Below are 14964 nucleotides of genomic sequence, written 5' to 3'. Positions count from 1 at the left end.
AACAGGTAAGTGGCATTTCCAGTTCGTTACGCGTTCCATGAACGCTTTATGAAACAGGTAAGTGGCATTTCCAGTTCGTTACGCGTTCCATGAACGCTTTATGAGGCAGGTAAGTGGCGTTTCCTTTTCGTTACTCGTTTCATGAACGCTTTATGAAACAGGTAAGTGGCATTTCCAGTTCGTTACGCGTTTCATGAACGCTTTATGAGACAGGTAAGGCAAGCTTCCGTTTCGTTACGCGTTCCATGAACGCTTTATGAGACAGGTAAGGCATGCTTCCGTTTCGTTACGCGTTCCATGAACGCTTTATGAAACCAGACAAAAACGGATGGTGCACGCTTTACCGCACCATCCGAAAAACTAACTCGTTCTTTTCTATTAATCTAAAAACGCTCCATAAAATCTTGTAATTCCTACCGCATAGTCAGCACGGGTCATCGTTTCACCTGGTTCGAAAACAGCCTCAATAGTCGGTGTTAAATCAAAGCGACCTTGGGTTACGCTAAATTGGGCATTCATAATATTTAAATCTAACGCCAGCTGCACATATCCCCTAAACTCCGAGGAGATGTCATCTGAATCCTTCAATTTCACACGCTCTCCATTATAGACAACCGTTACATCACCAGTGTGCTCCCGGGCTTCCTTCTGAAGCCCTAAGCTTTGAACGAGGCTATAGGCCAGTTCTTCTCTTGTAACCTCTTGGTTAGGCCGGAACTTGCCGTTATCACGAAGAAGCATAACACCATCTTGTACTTGATGAACATCACGCAAAGCTCCTCCGTCGGCCACTACCGAATGAATATAAGGAGCAAATTCACCACGGGCATCCTGTATGCTTCCCCCGGATGCTTGACGAATCCCTGCACCCATCGTTAAATACTTCGCTAAGTCCTTCCTAGTCAATCGATGGTCTGGGCGGAAATGATTGTCATTAAAGCTGTCCACAAGTCGATGGAATACCGCCACTCGAATGGCATCCTCTGCTTCATGTCCGGCAATATCATCTAGTCCTGTATAATTTCCAGCTGTTTTAAAGGTCAATTCTCCATTAATGGATTCCGGAGAAGCAAGACCGTAAAGTCCTTCTATTTTCATCTCCCACGTTCCAGGCTGAGGAGATAACACTTGCACCGTCCGATCCGTAAACAAGGTAAACAAAGCACTTATCCCAGATCGATATTCGTTCCCATCTGGATCTACTAATATTAGATTTACTGGGTTACCTGTTAAACCTATTACACCATAGGCATTAATTCTTGCTAAAAGCTCCGTTAACCCCTCTTCCACCTCGAACTTATAAGAGTTTCCAGTTAAAGATAAAGGACTATAATTGATCGTAACAGGTTTTCTTTCCACTTCTACCTCTGCATTTGCGTGAAATTCACGGTTCATATTTAAGGTTGCGCCATATTCTGTACCATTAAAAATATGGTCCACAGCAGCATAAGCATTCACGTATCCTGCTCCAACTTCCCATGCTTCATAACCAGGCATGTTTGTAGCCGTCGCTTGGATAATCTCTTTAACCTCTAAAGGGGATAAAGTTGGATCTGCTTCTAGCATTAATGCCACAATTCCTGCCACGTGAGGCGCTGCCATGGATGTTCCACTCTTCATGGAGTAATAAGGTAAATAAGCCAATTCAATATGTTCTGCATCCCTATCTAACGATAAGGCATCTAACGGGTTAAGGGTACGAGTAGAAATAATATTGACTCCAGGAGCTGTCACTGTTGGGCGGTCCTCCCACGTCCACTCTTCCCCATCGACCACTACTGTTCCACCTTTTCCATCCACACCTCTTGAAGAGAAATTAGCTAACTTCCCATCCTTTGTTCCTGCAGCTACCGTAATGACCCACGGGGCCTTTTTATAGTTTCCAGTAATACTAGATTCTCCAGGCCCTGAGTTCCCAGCGGAAAAAATTGTTACAATTCCTCTGTCAAAAAGTTTTTTCGTTGCCACATTAATTGGGTTATCTGGATTAAAGTCACTTCCCGTGTCTCCCGTGGTACCCCATGAATTTGTAATGACACGAATGCCATATCGATGCTGATGGGTTAAAGCATAATCAAATCCACCAATGGTATCTAAAATAGCAACACCCGCTCCAGATCCATAACCAATTAAATCTGCACCAGGGGCTACCCCTTCATATTTCCCACCAGATTTTGCTCCCGTTCCACCGACAGTACCGGCTACATGGGTACCATGTCCAGAATCGGAATCCGTATTTGGAACGTTCTCCACATACGTGATTGGGAGTAAGTCACTTAATGCATTTAAATTCGTTGCAGCCATAACGTTTTGGACAAGGTTTTCCCCTAATTTATGGTCGTCATGGGTCCCGTCCACTCCACTGTCGTTCACCACCACACCAACACCTTTCCCCGATACAGGGAGTCCGCCGTTGGCTTTTCGGAATCCATCATCTGTACGAACCCTATCTACTCCTGTGATAGCCGTTGATACATGATTTTCATAGCTAATGGTTTGATTTAAGTAAATGGATCGAATTTGATCCGATTCCGTTAAGGTAATGATTTGATCAGGTGTTGCAATGACACCTGCAATGGGGAAGTTCTGAAAGGATACTCCTACATCAATTCCTACACTTTTTAGTAGATTCATGTTGTCGTCTGTAGGAGCACCATCTCCCGTAAATGTAACAACAACTTCTAACGGATTGGTCGCAGCCGTAGCTAAAATATCCGTTAATTGCTCATCCAAAGTAACTAGTAAACTTTTCTCTTCTGCTGTTCCCTTCATCACCCCAGCAGGATAAAACAAGGAAAATACGAGCACAATCGCTAAAAATAACGTAACTACCTTCTTCATCATACCTCTCCCCCATATTTGAATATTTCAACAATTACCTTTATTATCCCAAGTAATTGTAGGACTCTCTATTCAACAGAAGGTATAATCTTATGCCCGGAAGTTGTATTTTCAACTAATACGAAAGTAGTAGACGTTGAAAAAAGAATGGACGTATTCATATTGTAAAAAGGCACGAAGAGTTCCGTTCTTCATGCCTTTTTTCATGTTTGCTTGTTTCCTGGTATAGGAAGCTATTATTCTGTGGACTCCAATACCATTATTAAATTTTTCAGTAGCTACTATATTATACTATTCCGCATTTAATGATAATAAAGGAATTCGTTTATGATACTTTTCAATTAATGCTTCATTATGTCTGTCAGATCCTTCCATATTTCCACTCAAAAATACCGGTGGATCAAATTCCTGATCGGTCATTAACTTAATAGATTCCGCAAATATACTATTAAGGATTGTTGCACCTATTACGGTGGATGTCGGTGCAAATGGCTCTTTTACTTTTTCGTAAGAAAGAACGGCATCCCCTTTAACGGAGAAGTTGTTAATTACTATGTCTACCGAGCTATATAAGTGTTTTCCACTTTTGTGTCTAGAAGGTTGACTTCGTGAATACTCAAGAGACGTAATTCCAATGACAAAGGCACCTTTTTCCTTTGCATACTGCAACTGCCTCTTACCAAGATTACATGAACCCAGCAGCATTTTATTTGTTGTTTCGGATTTTCTCCACTTCATCTGCAACAAACTGTACATTTGTACCGACAACAACTTGAATGCTTTGGCTTCCGACAATTTTGATTCCCGGTACACCTGTGGCTTTAATCTTATCCTGATCGACAGCATCCATATCTTTCACATCAACACGTAAGCGAGTAACACAATTATCAACAGAAACGACATTGTCATCTCCACCAAGACCTTCGTAGATTTTAGCTGCCATATCCGCAAACTTATCTTTTACAGGGGCTGTTTCTACACTAACACCACCTTTATCTTCTTCACGTCCCGGCGTCATTAAGTTAAACTTCGCAATGATAAAACGGAAAAGAAAATAGTAAATAACCGCAAATACTAACCCCTGAATAATTAACATATACGGCTGATTCGCCATCGGTAAGTTAAAGCTTAATACAAAGTCGACAAGACCCGCACTAAATCCAAACCCAGCGGTCCACTGGAATGTTGCAGCTATTGCCAAGGAAAGTCCAGTTAATACTGCGTGAACAACATAAAGTAATGGAGCAACAAACATGAATGAAAATTCGAGTGGCTCCGTAACACCGGTGAAAAATGCTGCGAAACCTGCTGCCATCATTAATGATGCGACTTCTTTTTTCTTCTGCGTTTTAGCTGCATGATACATTGCTAAACCAGCTGCCGGAAGTCCAAACATCATGATCGGGAAGAACCCGGCTTGGTACCTACCAGTAATACCGACTTCCCCTTGTCCGGACCAGAATTTACCAATATCATTTATACCTGCAACATCAAACCAGAACACAGCGTTTAATGCATGGTGTAAACCTGTAGGAATTAAAATTCGGTTAAAGAATCCATACAATCCAGCACCAGCTGCCCCTAGATTACTAATGGACGTACCAAATGCCACTAATCCGGAATAAACTACTGGCCAGATAAAGAACATAGCCGCTGAAATAAGCAGCATGGAAACAGCTGACATGATTGGAACTAAACGTTTTCCACTAAAGAATGCTAACGCATCCGGTAACTTCACATGACTAAATCGGTTGTAGTTCATAGACGCGATAATACCTGAAATAATACCCACAAAAGCGTTCTCAATTTGTCCAAATCCGATGTTAACGCTTTCAGGATCAGTACCTTGAAGCATTGCGACCGTATCGGTTGATAATAGAGTGGTAATAACAAGGTAAGCCACCAAACCACTCAATGCAGCGGAACCGTCCTTGTCTTTTGACATCCCTAACGCTACACCAACTGCAAATAAAATTGGTATATGGTCAATAATAGAAGCCCCTGCACTTATTAAGAATGCAGCGATTGCATTATCAGCACCCCATCCGGTAGGATCGATCCAATAACCGATCCCCATTAAAATGGCCGCTGCTGGTAAAACTGCTACCGGAAGCATTAAGGAACGACCTAGTCGTTGTACATATTTCATCATTTTGAATAACCTCCTGATTTTTTACTAATGAACGTCGAAACCTCTAAGTGAAAAGTATATTTTCGATACACATCATACAGTCAAACACAAAGTACTATATATATCATTCCTGTTTGAATCCGCTACCAATTTAAATAAAAATGATTGAACTGTGCAGCAAGAATAATAAGTTGGTAACCTTTTCAAAATTTAAAATTTTCTCAAACGTTCAATATGAAGTGTAATATAGCCTAACTCTTCTTCTGGCAGATCAATACCATAGCTGGAAGACAACTCCCTTGCCACTTCCTGAGCACAGCGGAAAGAAAGTGAAAACTTCCTTTTAATCATTTCAAGCATTTCCTCATCCATGGAATGAGTCTCAAAATGTTCTGCTCTCGTCAGCGAAAAGCGAAGGTGTGTAATTAAGCGCTCGTAAGAAAGATCGACTTCATTAATCGTAATGTTTAAAAATCTCTTAATTGTTTCTACCATATCCCTTATAATCGTTGTCTGCCTGACCGTTCTCCGTAAATCACCCCCTTTCATTTTCATGGTATGGATATGAAGTGCAATAAAAGCAGCCTCATCAACAGGCATTTCAATATCAAATTTCTTTTTGATCTCTTCGATCGCCCATAATCCAATTTGAAATTCCTGGTTGTAAAGTATTTTTATTTCTTGCAGTAACTTATTTTTTAATTGAATCCCATCTTTTTCCCTCTCAATCGCAAATGAGAGGTGATCTGTTAAAACTAATAGGATCCGGTCGTTCAGTGTTGTTCCAAGCTGCTTTTCCGCATAGGAAATGATTTCCTTTGAAAGTGTAAAATGTTCTTCCGGAATACGAAGCAATAGTTGCTGTAATTGCTCATGCTCCCTTAATACGAATATCTTATCTATTTTATTGACATTAACGATGTCGTTTTTCTTCTTATTAAAGCCGACACCGGTCCCTATAGCGATTTTCTCCTGGTCATCGTCCTTAATAATAACAGCATTATTATTTAAGATTTTTGTTATCTTCATAAGAAAGTCACGTCCTTATCTAGTAGTTATAGTGACTAACTACTTACTTCCCTGAGGAGATAATTATGGTTTCCCCAGCTGCAGCACTTTTCTCATTAGTTATTTCATAGGATTTCCCACTTTCCTGACTGTTTGTAATTACAATCGGAGTGATGATATTTTCCGCATTCTCCCGGATATAGTTTAAGTCAACTTCCATAAGCGAATCCCCAACTGACACCTTATCTCCCACATTGACATTTAAGGAAAAGCCGTTTCCTTTTAATTCAACCGTTTCTAAACCAACATGAATTAAAACTTCTGTGCCATCTTCGGCCCGCAATCCCACCGCATGCTTCGTAGGTGCTACTTGTACAACCTCTCCTTCAACCGGTGAAGAAACGTTACCATTATTTGGGATGATCGCAACTCCTTCTCCCATCATTTTTTGACTGAATACAGGGTCAGGAACGCTTTCCAACGGAACGATTTCCCCATTGATTGGGGCATATATTTTCAATAACTTTGCTTTTTTAAAGAGCTTATTTAACATAAGTTGTTTCACCTGTCCTTTTAACTTCTTTAAAATCGTTGTATAAATAAGACTTATTAATTCGACTTGAACCTATTATTTTTTATAAAAAATGGTCTTATACACTTTGCAGAGTTTAACAGTAAAATCGTCATGTTTACCTTCTTATTCCCCCCTTAGGATGGTGTGTTAATTTCATATGTCCACAAAAAAAGTAGATGCCTAATGGGATTTACTATGAGCCCACTAGTCTAAAATTTGAGGAAGCAAGTCATCTTCTTTCGACAATACAAAAAGGCATGGGGGTACACAAGAGAATACACTACTCCTTCTCTCACATATACCACCATGCCTGATCTGATCAGTAACATAGATGCAAATATTTAATTATTTTTATCGTACATGATATTTACGGAAAAATCAACAAATAAAAAACTGGAGTTTGTGTCAATCATTAGTGGGCATTTTTTTCGGTTTTCCATTGACTTCCCACCCTTGATGAACACTAGCTATCTTAATCTATCTACCCTTTTCGTTTTTCTCCTGGCTCTTCGTATATAGGCCATTACTCTTATTGTTCGATCTTTATAATATCTTCGTTTGAGTTCAATTCGACCAAAAATAGGCTTAACTATAATTCACACGTCTTTTATGAATATTCTCAAAATAACGTTAATTAACTAGACGACAAAAAGATAATAAATTATAATAAAACAATACAAAATGTATGTATTTATTTCTTATTATCACTTAAAAGGGAAGTAATTATGCATTTTTACTTACATTTAAAAATATAACTTAATTATGGAGGCGATTGATTTGTTAAATAATGATTCACTTTATTACCCATATGCTTCTCAGCGGAATGTTGTTTATGGTCAAAAGGGAATGGTAGCAACCTCTCAACCATTAGCTGCTCAAGCTGGTTTGCAAATACTAAAAGAAGGCGGAAATGCTATTGATGCAGCGATTGCAACAGCGGCATGCTTAACAGTAGTAGAACCAACATCCAATGGAATTGGTTCTGATGCATTTGCATTAGTATGGGTAAAAGGAGAGCTTCATGGATTAAATGCTAGTGGACAAGCTCCTGAAAAGTTAACCGTTGAAGCAGTAAATGAAGCAGGGTTTACAAAAGAAATGCCTAAATATGGATTAATTCCAGTAACGGTGCCAGGAGCTCCTGGGGCATGGGCTGAACTATCGAAAAAATTTGGAAAGCTCCCATTAACACAAGTATTAGCTCCAGCTATTGAATACGCTGAAAATGGATATCCCCTTTCCCCAACCCTTGCCAAGTATTGGAAAAAAGCGTATGAACAGTTTTCCAAAGTACTAAAAGGAGAAGAGTTTACTTCTTGGTTTGACACCTTTATTCCAGAGGGCAAAGTTCCAAAAGCTGGCGATGTGTGGAAATCTCAAGGACATGCAGATACATTGCGTCTCATCGCAGAAACGAATGGGGAAGCCTTTTATAAAGGAGAACTTGCCGATAAAATAGATGCCTTTTCAAAAGAGTATGGCGGTCTCATTCGAAAAAGTGATTTGGCTGCCTATACTCCAGAATGGGTAAAACCAATCAATGTGAATTACCGTGGCTATAACGTTTGGGAAATCCCTCCGAATGGACAAGGTTTAATCGCGTTACAGGCATTGAATATACTTAAAGGGTTTACCTTCAATAGCAAAGATGAGGTTGAGACATACCATAAGCAAATTGAAGCAATGAAACTAGCATTTACAGATGGGCTAAAATATATTACCCAACCAAGCTCTATGTCTGTATCTGTAGATGATATTTTATCTGAAGATTATGCTCAAACTCGTCGTGCACTAATTAGTGAAACGGCACTTACTCCAGAGCCTGGGATCCCGCCAAAAGGTGGAACGGTTTATCTTTCCACTGCCGATGGTGAAGGAAATATGGTTTCATTTATTCAAAGTAATTATATGGGCTTTGGCTCAGGAATTGTTATTCCTAATACAGGGATCTCCCTTCAAAATCGTGGTAATAACTTTTCACTTGACCCAACGCACGACAATTATCTTGAGCCTGGGAAAAAGACTTATCATACGATTATTCCTGGTTTCCTTACAAAGGATAATGAGCCAATTGGACCATTCGGTGTAATGGGCGGCTTTATGCAGCCTCAAGGTCATGTACAAGTAATAATGAATACCATTGATTTTCATTTAAATCCACAGGCAGCCTTGGATGCTCCACGTTGGTTATGGACGGAAGGGAAAACAGTGGTTGTTGAGCCTCACTTCCCAGATCATATTGCAAGGGCATTGGAAAGAAAAGGACATAATATAGTGAGAAATCTAGACGAGGGTGGCTTTGGTCGCGGCCAAATTATTTGGAGAAATAATAAAACAGGAGTCCTTTGTGGTGCTACAGAACCACGCACCGACGGAGAAGTCGCTGCATGGTAAGTCGAAGATAATTGATTTTTGTAAATACACTTAATGTTGATGATGACTCAAAAGGTCGTTTACCTTCTAAGTCATCCTCTATAGTGAGTGGTCAAATCTTCCATGTCTTTACAGACACCACGATAAATGAAAACTTGTTTTACTAATACTAATATTGGAAGTTGATTTACGCTCCAGACACTCGCTTTCCGCGGGCAACGCTTCAGCCTCCTCGGGAAACCCACCCTGCGGTGTCTTCAGCTGTTGCTTTTCCCGCAGGAGTCTCGTGCCTTACGCTCCAATCAACTCAGTTGAAAATCAACTATGTACCAAAACAAAGTTTTCTTATAAAAGGTCTGTTCAAAGGGGGAGAAACATCCTCTTTTTGAACAGACCTTATAGTTTAAGTCCACTTCTACTTTTAAAACGCCGAAGGAGAATATGACTTTCCACTCGAGTAATCCCTTTTAAAGCATACAGCTCTTCGTTAATAAAATACTCTAATTCCTCGAAATCTTCAACAAGAACATGCATATGTAGTGTACTTGGTCCAGTCATTTGATAACAGCTGGCTACTCTAGGATTTTCCACTAAGGTTTCTGCCACGGAGACTAATGATTTAGGTTCGCAGTCGACCTCAAAAAAAGCGGATACTTTTTTTCCAACTTTATCAGAGTTAACGACAACACTAAATTTTTCAATTACGTCTTCTTCTATCAACTGATTGATACGTTCGCGAATGGCCACACGGGATAAACCAAGCTCTTTTGCAATATCCACATATGACATCCGGCCATTGTCTATTAATAATTGAAGAATTTTCTTGTCTGTCTGATCAATTGCCATTAGATTCACCACTTATAAAATAGAATTTAAATTTAATTATAACCAATTTTATCCTACTAAAAAAGTAAAACATCATTTAAGTCTAAAAGTTATCTTTATTATTGGCTCTGTTAAACTTTGATGTTGATTTTCGCTTCAGGACGCTCGCTACAATCAACCTTGTTTAAAAATCAACAATGACCTTTAACAGAGCCTTATTATTAGAAATATGATTCTTTTTCTACTCTTTTACAAAAGGAAATATAAAAACAAAAATAAATTTCATTTGTAAATTCAAACATGATTATATACAATCATAAATATATTATTATTATATTTTTCATTACATTTAGTAAGAGGGGAGTGTGTGAGTTTGGTTTGGAAAACTCAGAGGAATATCTTTATTGCTTTTTTTCGATCTGGAATACTCGGATTTGGAGGTGGCCCGTCAACCATTCCATTAGTTCATAAAGAAGTTGTACAACAGTTTAAGTGGATGAACGATGAAGAATTTGCCGATGTGCTTGCATTAGGGAATACATTACCAGGTCCTATTGCTACGAAAATGGCTGGTTATATTGGCTACAGGGTCGGCGGATGGCTTGGACTAGTTAATGCCATTTTGGCAACCATATTGCCAACAGTGTTTTTTTTAATAGGATTAATTGGAATTTTATCAACCTATCGTGATTCAAGAATAGTAATCGGCATGACACAAGCCATTACACCAGTTGTTGGTATAATGATGATCGTCTTATGTTATCAGTTTTTGAAACAATCAAAAAAAGGGCTTGGTTCGATTCAAACAATTTTATTAACAGTCATCAGTATCATTGCTTATTCTTTATTAAATATTCATCCAGCAATTGTTATTGGAATCCTCATTATCTACGACCTTACAAAGGGAGAAGCAAAGAAAAAAGATTCGATAAAATCCGAAGAAAAGAAACAAAAAGTACCTAGTTAGGAGGTAAAACAATGCTTTACATTGAAATTTTCATTGCATTTTTCATACCAGGAATTGTGGGCTACGGTGGCGGACCAGCTTCTATTCCACTCATTCAAGCAGAAGTAGTTGACCGATATGAATGGGTAACTGTTGAAGAATTTGGGGAACTATTAGCCATTGCAAATGCACTCCCAGGACCTATTGCTACGAAAATGGCTGGCTATATTGGCTATGAAGTTGGAGGTGCTTTCGGATCTTTTGTAGCTCTATTTGCAACGGTTGCTCCTTCTTTAATCGCCATGTTGTTTTTATTAGGTCTATTATATAAATTTAAAGACTCACCTAGAGTGAAGAGAATGACCGCCCTAATTAAACCAACGATAGCTGTATTATTAGGAGTACTTGCATTTCAATTTTTCTCTACCTCTTGGTATACTACGGGACTCATTCAAACTATTATTATCGCTATTGTGAGCTTAATGCTATTAGAAAAAATGAACGTTCATCCATCCATCGTTATTGTCGGTGCATTACTATATGGGGCAATATTTCTTGGAGCTTAATTATTACTTGATTATAAAGATAATAATATTCTAGAATATAAATTCTCCTTTATTTTTCAAAAAAAGATAAGTTATTAGAGTTACGCATTATGGTTTATTTGAATTATAAAATAAAACATATTGTAACCTATTAATAAATTTTTATATCTTTTAGAAAGAATTTTTGACAAATTTCATATTGACTGAAAATTCGGATTGGATTATACTGATAAAAACATATTTTATATTTATAAACCGAATTAATTATTTATTAATTCCAATCTATATCCGCAGAAAACGAAGTGGACTGAAGCAAATGATTAACAAACACTATATTTTTCTATCCTATTCAATCACGGCCTATAGCTAATGCGTATTTTCTGGATAGCCATTAAGAAAGAGACGAACTTTTTTGATCAATTATTAGGAAATGGAATAAAACACCATGTTTTACTTACCAAGAACTAAACGCAACAAATTATCGGAAAAGTTTGTAAATTAACAAAGTGGATTTATTACCGAATGGTAATTTCCTATAAAAATATACATTTACTAAAAAGGGGAAATAATAATGATTAAAAAACTTATAAAAACTGCCACAAAAGTATCTGTTGCTTCACTAATTGGATTATCCTTAGTTGCTTGTAACAATTCAGAAGCATCCATTGATGATTTTCCAACAAAAGAGATTGAAATGATTATTCCGTGGGCACCAGGTGGCGGAAGTGATATCGAAGGAAGAATTGTAATTGAACATGTACAAAACCACCTTGAAAGTAATATTGTTCCTATTAACCTTCCTGGAGTTGGGGGAACAGTTGGTCTAGAAGAACTTGAAGAGAAAACAGCAGATGGATACACACTCGGACAAATTCATGAAGGACTAATTGTTGCACACCACTCTGGTATTACACCAATTAATTATGACAGCTTCGAACCAATTGCAGCTATGTCCTCTACCGATCAAATTTTAGCTGTAGCTAGCCATCTTAATATCAATACATTAGAAGAATTTGTTGAATATGGTCAGACGGAAGAAGTTCGATTTGGTGGAACTGTTGCAGGTATCCCTCGTGTTTGGGTCGAGCAAATGGGACAAGCACTAGGCATTAATTATAATCTTGTTGGTTATGAAGGATTGGGTGAAGCAATTCAAGCACTTGCCGGTGGCCATATTGATGCAGCTATCGTTGACTATGCGTCTGCTAGTGATTTTGTTGAAGCAGGTCATATGAAATTTATTGCAATTGGTACAGAAGAAAGAGTTGAGATTGCACCTGATTTACCTACATTTGTAGAAAATGGCTATGATATTACACTTGGTCTTCACAGAGGATATGTTGCTCCAAAAGGTACACCACAAGAAATTATCGAGAAATTAGGGAAAGTTTTTGAAGAAGCTGCCAATAACCCAGAATTCCTTGAAGCAATTGGAAATGTTGGAGCTTCCGTAAGTTTTATGGGACCTGAAGCTTATAAAGAGCACTTAGATAGACAAAATGCAATTATCAAAGAAATTATTCAAGAAATTTCAGAATAAAGCTACTAGCTTTATTTCATTAAAGGGGTCAAGACCTGGCCCCTTTTTTTCCTTTAAGAGCGCCTTACTGAAAGGAGGATAAACATGGGAGAGATACTTATTGGGATTGTTATTATCATATTATGCATTATTATTTACTTTCAATCTGGAGATTTTCCCTATTTTAATGAAGTCCATTTAAATGCAGGGTCATTTCCAAAGCTAATTGCCATATTACTAGCGTTTCTATCACTCATCTTAGTAATCTCAAAAGTAAAGGAATTACTTAGTAAACGTGCCGAATTGGAAAAAGTAGATGTCAAAGTGTACGTGAAAAAATTAATAAAAGAATACAAGCTAGTTTTTTTTACCTTGTTCAGTCTTTTAGGATATATCTTCCTTATGCAATATATAGGATTTATTGTAACAACCATCCTATTCATTATTGTAACCGGGTACGTAATTGGTCCAAAATCAAAAAAAGACCTGTTGATTATTTCACTTGTGTCTGTGATTATTACGTTTAGTGTTTATGCATTCTTTCAAAATGTACTACATGTCAGATTCCCGACAGGGGTATTGTTCTAGAAACTAGGAAAGGAGGTTATTACCATGTTTGATTTATTAATTCTAGGATTTTCGGAAATATTTCAACTTAGAATATTAATTATTATTTTCTTAGGGGTTATTGTAGGAGTTTTAGCAGGATTAATCCCTGGATTTACAGTAGCTATGGCGATTGTACTTACATTACCACTTACCTTTGGAATGGACCCTATAGCAGGTGTAGCGGCAATGATCGGTGTATTTGTTGGTGGTATGTCAGGCGGTCTTATAAGTGCAGCCTTACTAGGAATTCCGGGAACCCCTTCCTCTATAGCCACTACCTTTGACGCATATCCCATGGCTAAAAATGGAGAACCAGGTAAAGCACTCTCTATCGGAATTTGGGCCTCATTTTTAAGTTCTATTATTAGTTTATTTTTATTAGTTTCGATAGCACCACAAATAGCTAGGTTTGCATTAATGTTTGGTCCTTGGGAAATGTTTTCACTTATTATTGCCTCATTAACGATTATCGCTAGTGTGACTGGGAAGTCGATTATTAAAGGTTTAATTGCAGGACTATTCGGACTGTTAATTGCAACCGTTGGAGCGGATCCGATATCAGGAATCTCACGTTTTTCTTTTGATTTGCGAGCATTAAGAGCAGGTATACCTTTTTTAATCGTCCTAATCGGTATGTTTGCCATTTCTCGCTTGCTAGTATTACTAGAACAGAAAGAATTGACGAAGGATAGTGCTGAAAAGCAAAAGGACAAGCTCGAAAGTGTGAAATTTGTCCTTCAACCATTAAAAACATTGCGTATTGTTTTATCTAAGCCTGGTAACTTAATAGGGGCTTCCACTATTGGTTCCATAATCGGAGCAATTCCTGGTGCAGGAGGAAGCATTGCTAATATTGTTGCATATGACCAAGCTAAAAAGTGGTCCAAGAAACCAGAGAAATTCGGAACTGGCTGTGAAGAAGGTGTTATTGCCTCTGAAGCTGGAAATAACTCTACTGTAGGTGGAGATTTAATTCCAACTGTTGCTTTAGGTATACCAGGATCAGCAGTTACCGCCGTATTGCTTTCCGCATTAATGGTACATGGTATTTCCCCTGGACCTTTATTAATTGTTAATGAGCCTAATATAGTAGGTGGAATCTTTTTTGCCTTTTTCGTTGCTTCCTTTTGGATGTTAATTACACAATTTTTTGGAATTCGCTACTTCATGAAAGTAACGCTTGTCCCGACACATGTGTTAGTCCCTATTATTTTATTCTTATGTGTAGTTGGGACGTTCGTGTTAAACAACCGCTTGACAGATTTATACATCTTATTGATCATGGGGATAATTGGATATCTTTTTACAAAGTATGATTTTGCTTTAGCTCCTGCAATTATCGGTGTAATCTTAGGACCTATAGCAGAAGTAAATTTAAGAAGGGCATTTATGTCTGATCCAGATTGGACATTATTCTTGACAAGACCAATTTCATTAACCTTTTTAATTCTTGCAGCATTGTCCATTGCCTTTACTATTTGGCAAACAAAAAAATCAAACGCCAGAACGAAAATGATTAATTAAAAAAAGGTGCGAGTGATGGCTAACAAGTTCCGTTTCCCATCGCAAAACACACAAAAAACGTAAAATTCA

Annotated in this window: 11 protein-coding genes and 1 pseudogene; 6 read left to right on the top strand and 6 right to left on the bottom strand. The window is 38.0% G+C overall.

Annotated elements, in window-relative coordinates:
- Positions 1-378 precede the first annotated feature (378 nt).
- From J2S74_RS19800 to J2S74_RS19780, 5 genes and pseudogenes are all read right to left on the bottom strand, one after another.
- Positions 379-2841, bottom strand: coding sequence for a S8 family serine peptidase (locus J2S74_RS19800; RefSeq protein ID WP_307329092.1), 2463 nt, complete (start codon positions 2839-2841; stop codon positions 379-381).
- Between the two features lie 291 nt (positions 2842-3132).
- Positions 3133-3501: pseudogene (locus J2S74_RS19795) on the bottom strand (sugar isomerase domain-containing protein); the annotation flags it as partial.
- A gap of 46 nt (positions 3502-3547) precedes the next feature.
- On the bottom strand, positions 3548-4993 hold the full coding sequence (gene nagE / locus J2S74_RS19790; protein WP_307329088.1) for an N-acetylglucosamine-specific PTS transporter subunit IIBC: 1446 nt from the start codon (positions 4991-4993) through the stop codon (positions 3548-3550).
- Between the two features lie 189 nt (positions 4994-5182).
- The gene (locus J2S74_RS19785; RefSeq protein ID WP_307329083.1) at positions 5183-6001 is read right to left on the bottom strand and encodes a PRD domain-containing protein; all 819 of its coding nucleotides are present in this window, start codon (positions 5999-6001) and stop codon (positions 5183-5185) included.
- 43 nt (positions 6002-6044) lie between these two features.
- Complete coding sequence (locus J2S74_RS19780) at positions 6045-6533, bottom strand: PTS sugar transporter subunit IIA (protein WP_307329080.1); 489 nt, start codon at positions 6531-6533, stop codon at positions 6045-6047.
- 867 nt (positions 6534-7400) lie between these two features.
- Between J2S74_RS19780 and J2S74_RS19775 the strand changes: the two genes are divergently transcribed.
- Positions 7401-8948, top strand: a complete 1548-nt coding sequence (locus tag J2S74_RS19775) for a gamma-glutamyltransferase family protein (protein WP_370876043.1) — start codon at positions 7401-7403, stop codon at positions 8946-8948.
- Between the two features lie 375 nt (positions 8949-9323).
- Here the strand turns inward: J2S74_RS19775 and J2S74_RS19770 are convergent, their stop codons facing one another.
- Positions 9324-9773: an Lrp/AsnC family transcriptional regulator gene (locus J2S74_RS19770; RefSeq protein ID WP_307329074.1), complete on the bottom strand. Its 450-nt coding sequence runs from the start codon at positions 9771-9773 to the stop codon at positions 9324-9326.
- 352 nt (positions 9774-10125) lie between these two features.
- Here J2S74_RS19770 and J2S74_RS19765 point away from each other — a divergent pair, with 352 nt between their 5' ends.
- The 5 genes from J2S74_RS19765 (at position 10126) to J2S74_RS19745 (ending at position 14895) form a co-directional block, all read left to right on the top strand.
- Positions 10126-10719: a chromate transporter gene (locus J2S74_RS19765; RefSeq protein WP_307329073.1), complete on the top strand. Its 594-nt coding sequence runs from the start codon at positions 10126-10128 to the stop codon at positions 10717-10719.
- A gap of 11 nt (positions 10720-10730) precedes the next feature.
- Entirely contained in the window at positions 10731-11264 is a 534-nt protein-coding gene (locus J2S74_RS19760; RefSeq protein WP_307329070.1) for a chromate transporter, read from the top strand.
- A 550-nt stretch (positions 11265-11814) separates the two neighbouring features.
- Positions 11815-12783, top strand: a complete 969-nt coding sequence (locus J2S74_RS19755; protein ID WP_307329068.1) for a Bug family tripartite tricarboxylate transporter substrate binding protein — start codon at positions 11815-11817, stop codon at positions 12781-12783.
- Between the two features lie 84 nt (positions 12784-12867).
- Positions 12868-13350, top strand: a complete 483-nt coding sequence (locus J2S74_RS19750) for a tripartite tricarboxylate transporter TctB family protein (RefSeq protein ID WP_307329065.1) — start codon at positions 12868-12870, stop codon at positions 13348-13350.
- Between the two features lie 24 nt (positions 13351-13374).
- Positions 13375-14895, top strand: coding sequence for a tripartite tricarboxylate transporter permease (locus J2S74_RS19745; RefSeq protein WP_307329062.1), 1521 nt, complete (start codon positions 13375-13377; stop codon positions 14893-14895).
- The last annotated feature ends 69 nt before the right edge of the window (positions 14896-14964 follow it).

Origin of the sequence: Evansella vedderi (genome assembly GCF_030813435.1) — a bacterium.
Taxonomy (GTDB): Bacteria; Bacillota; Bacilli; order Bacillales; family Salisediminibacteriaceae; genus Evansella; species Evansella vedderi.
The sequence above is the reverse complement of the archived record's forward strand: the minus strand, read 5'-3'. Positions and strand labels throughout refer to the sequence as shown.

Coding starts and splice junctions, on each gene's coding strand:
- J2S74_RS19800 (WP_307329092.1), bottom strand. CDS start 2,841: ATGAAGAAGGTAGTTACGTTATTTTTAGCGATTGTGCTCGTATTTTCC.
- nagE (WP_307329088.1), bottom strand. CDS start 4,993: ATGATGAAATATGTACAACGACTAGGTCGTTCCTTAATGCTTCCGGTA.
- J2S74_RS19785 (WP_307329083.1), bottom strand. CDS start 6,001: ATGAAGATAACAAAAATCTTAAATAATAATGCTGTTATTATTAAGGAC.
- J2S74_RS19780 (WP_307329080.1), bottom strand. CDS start 6,533: ATGTTAAATAAGCTCTTTAAAAAAGCAAAGTTATTGAAAATATATGCC.
- J2S74_RS19775 (WP_370876043.1), top strand. CDS start 7,401: ATGGTAGCAACCTCTCAACCATTAGCTGCTCAAGCTGGTTTGCAAATA.
- J2S74_RS19770 (WP_307329074.1), bottom strand. CDS start 9,773: ATGGCAATTGATCAGACAGACAAGAAAATTCTTCAATTATTAATAGAC.
- J2S74_RS19760 (WP_307329070.1), top strand. CDS start 10,731: ATGCTTTACATTGAAATTTTCATTGCATTTTTCATACCAGGAATTGTG.
- J2S74_RS19755 (WP_307329068.1), top strand. CDS start 11,815: ATGATTAAAAAACTTATAAAAACTGCCACAAAAGTATCTGTTGCTTCA.
- J2S74_RS19750 (WP_307329065.1), top strand. CDS start 12,868: ATGGGAGAGATACTTATTGGGATTGTTATTATCATATTATGCATTATT.
- J2S74_RS19745 (WP_307329062.1), top strand. CDS start 13,375: ATGTTTGATTTATTAATTCTAGGATTTTCGGAAATATTTCAACTTAGA.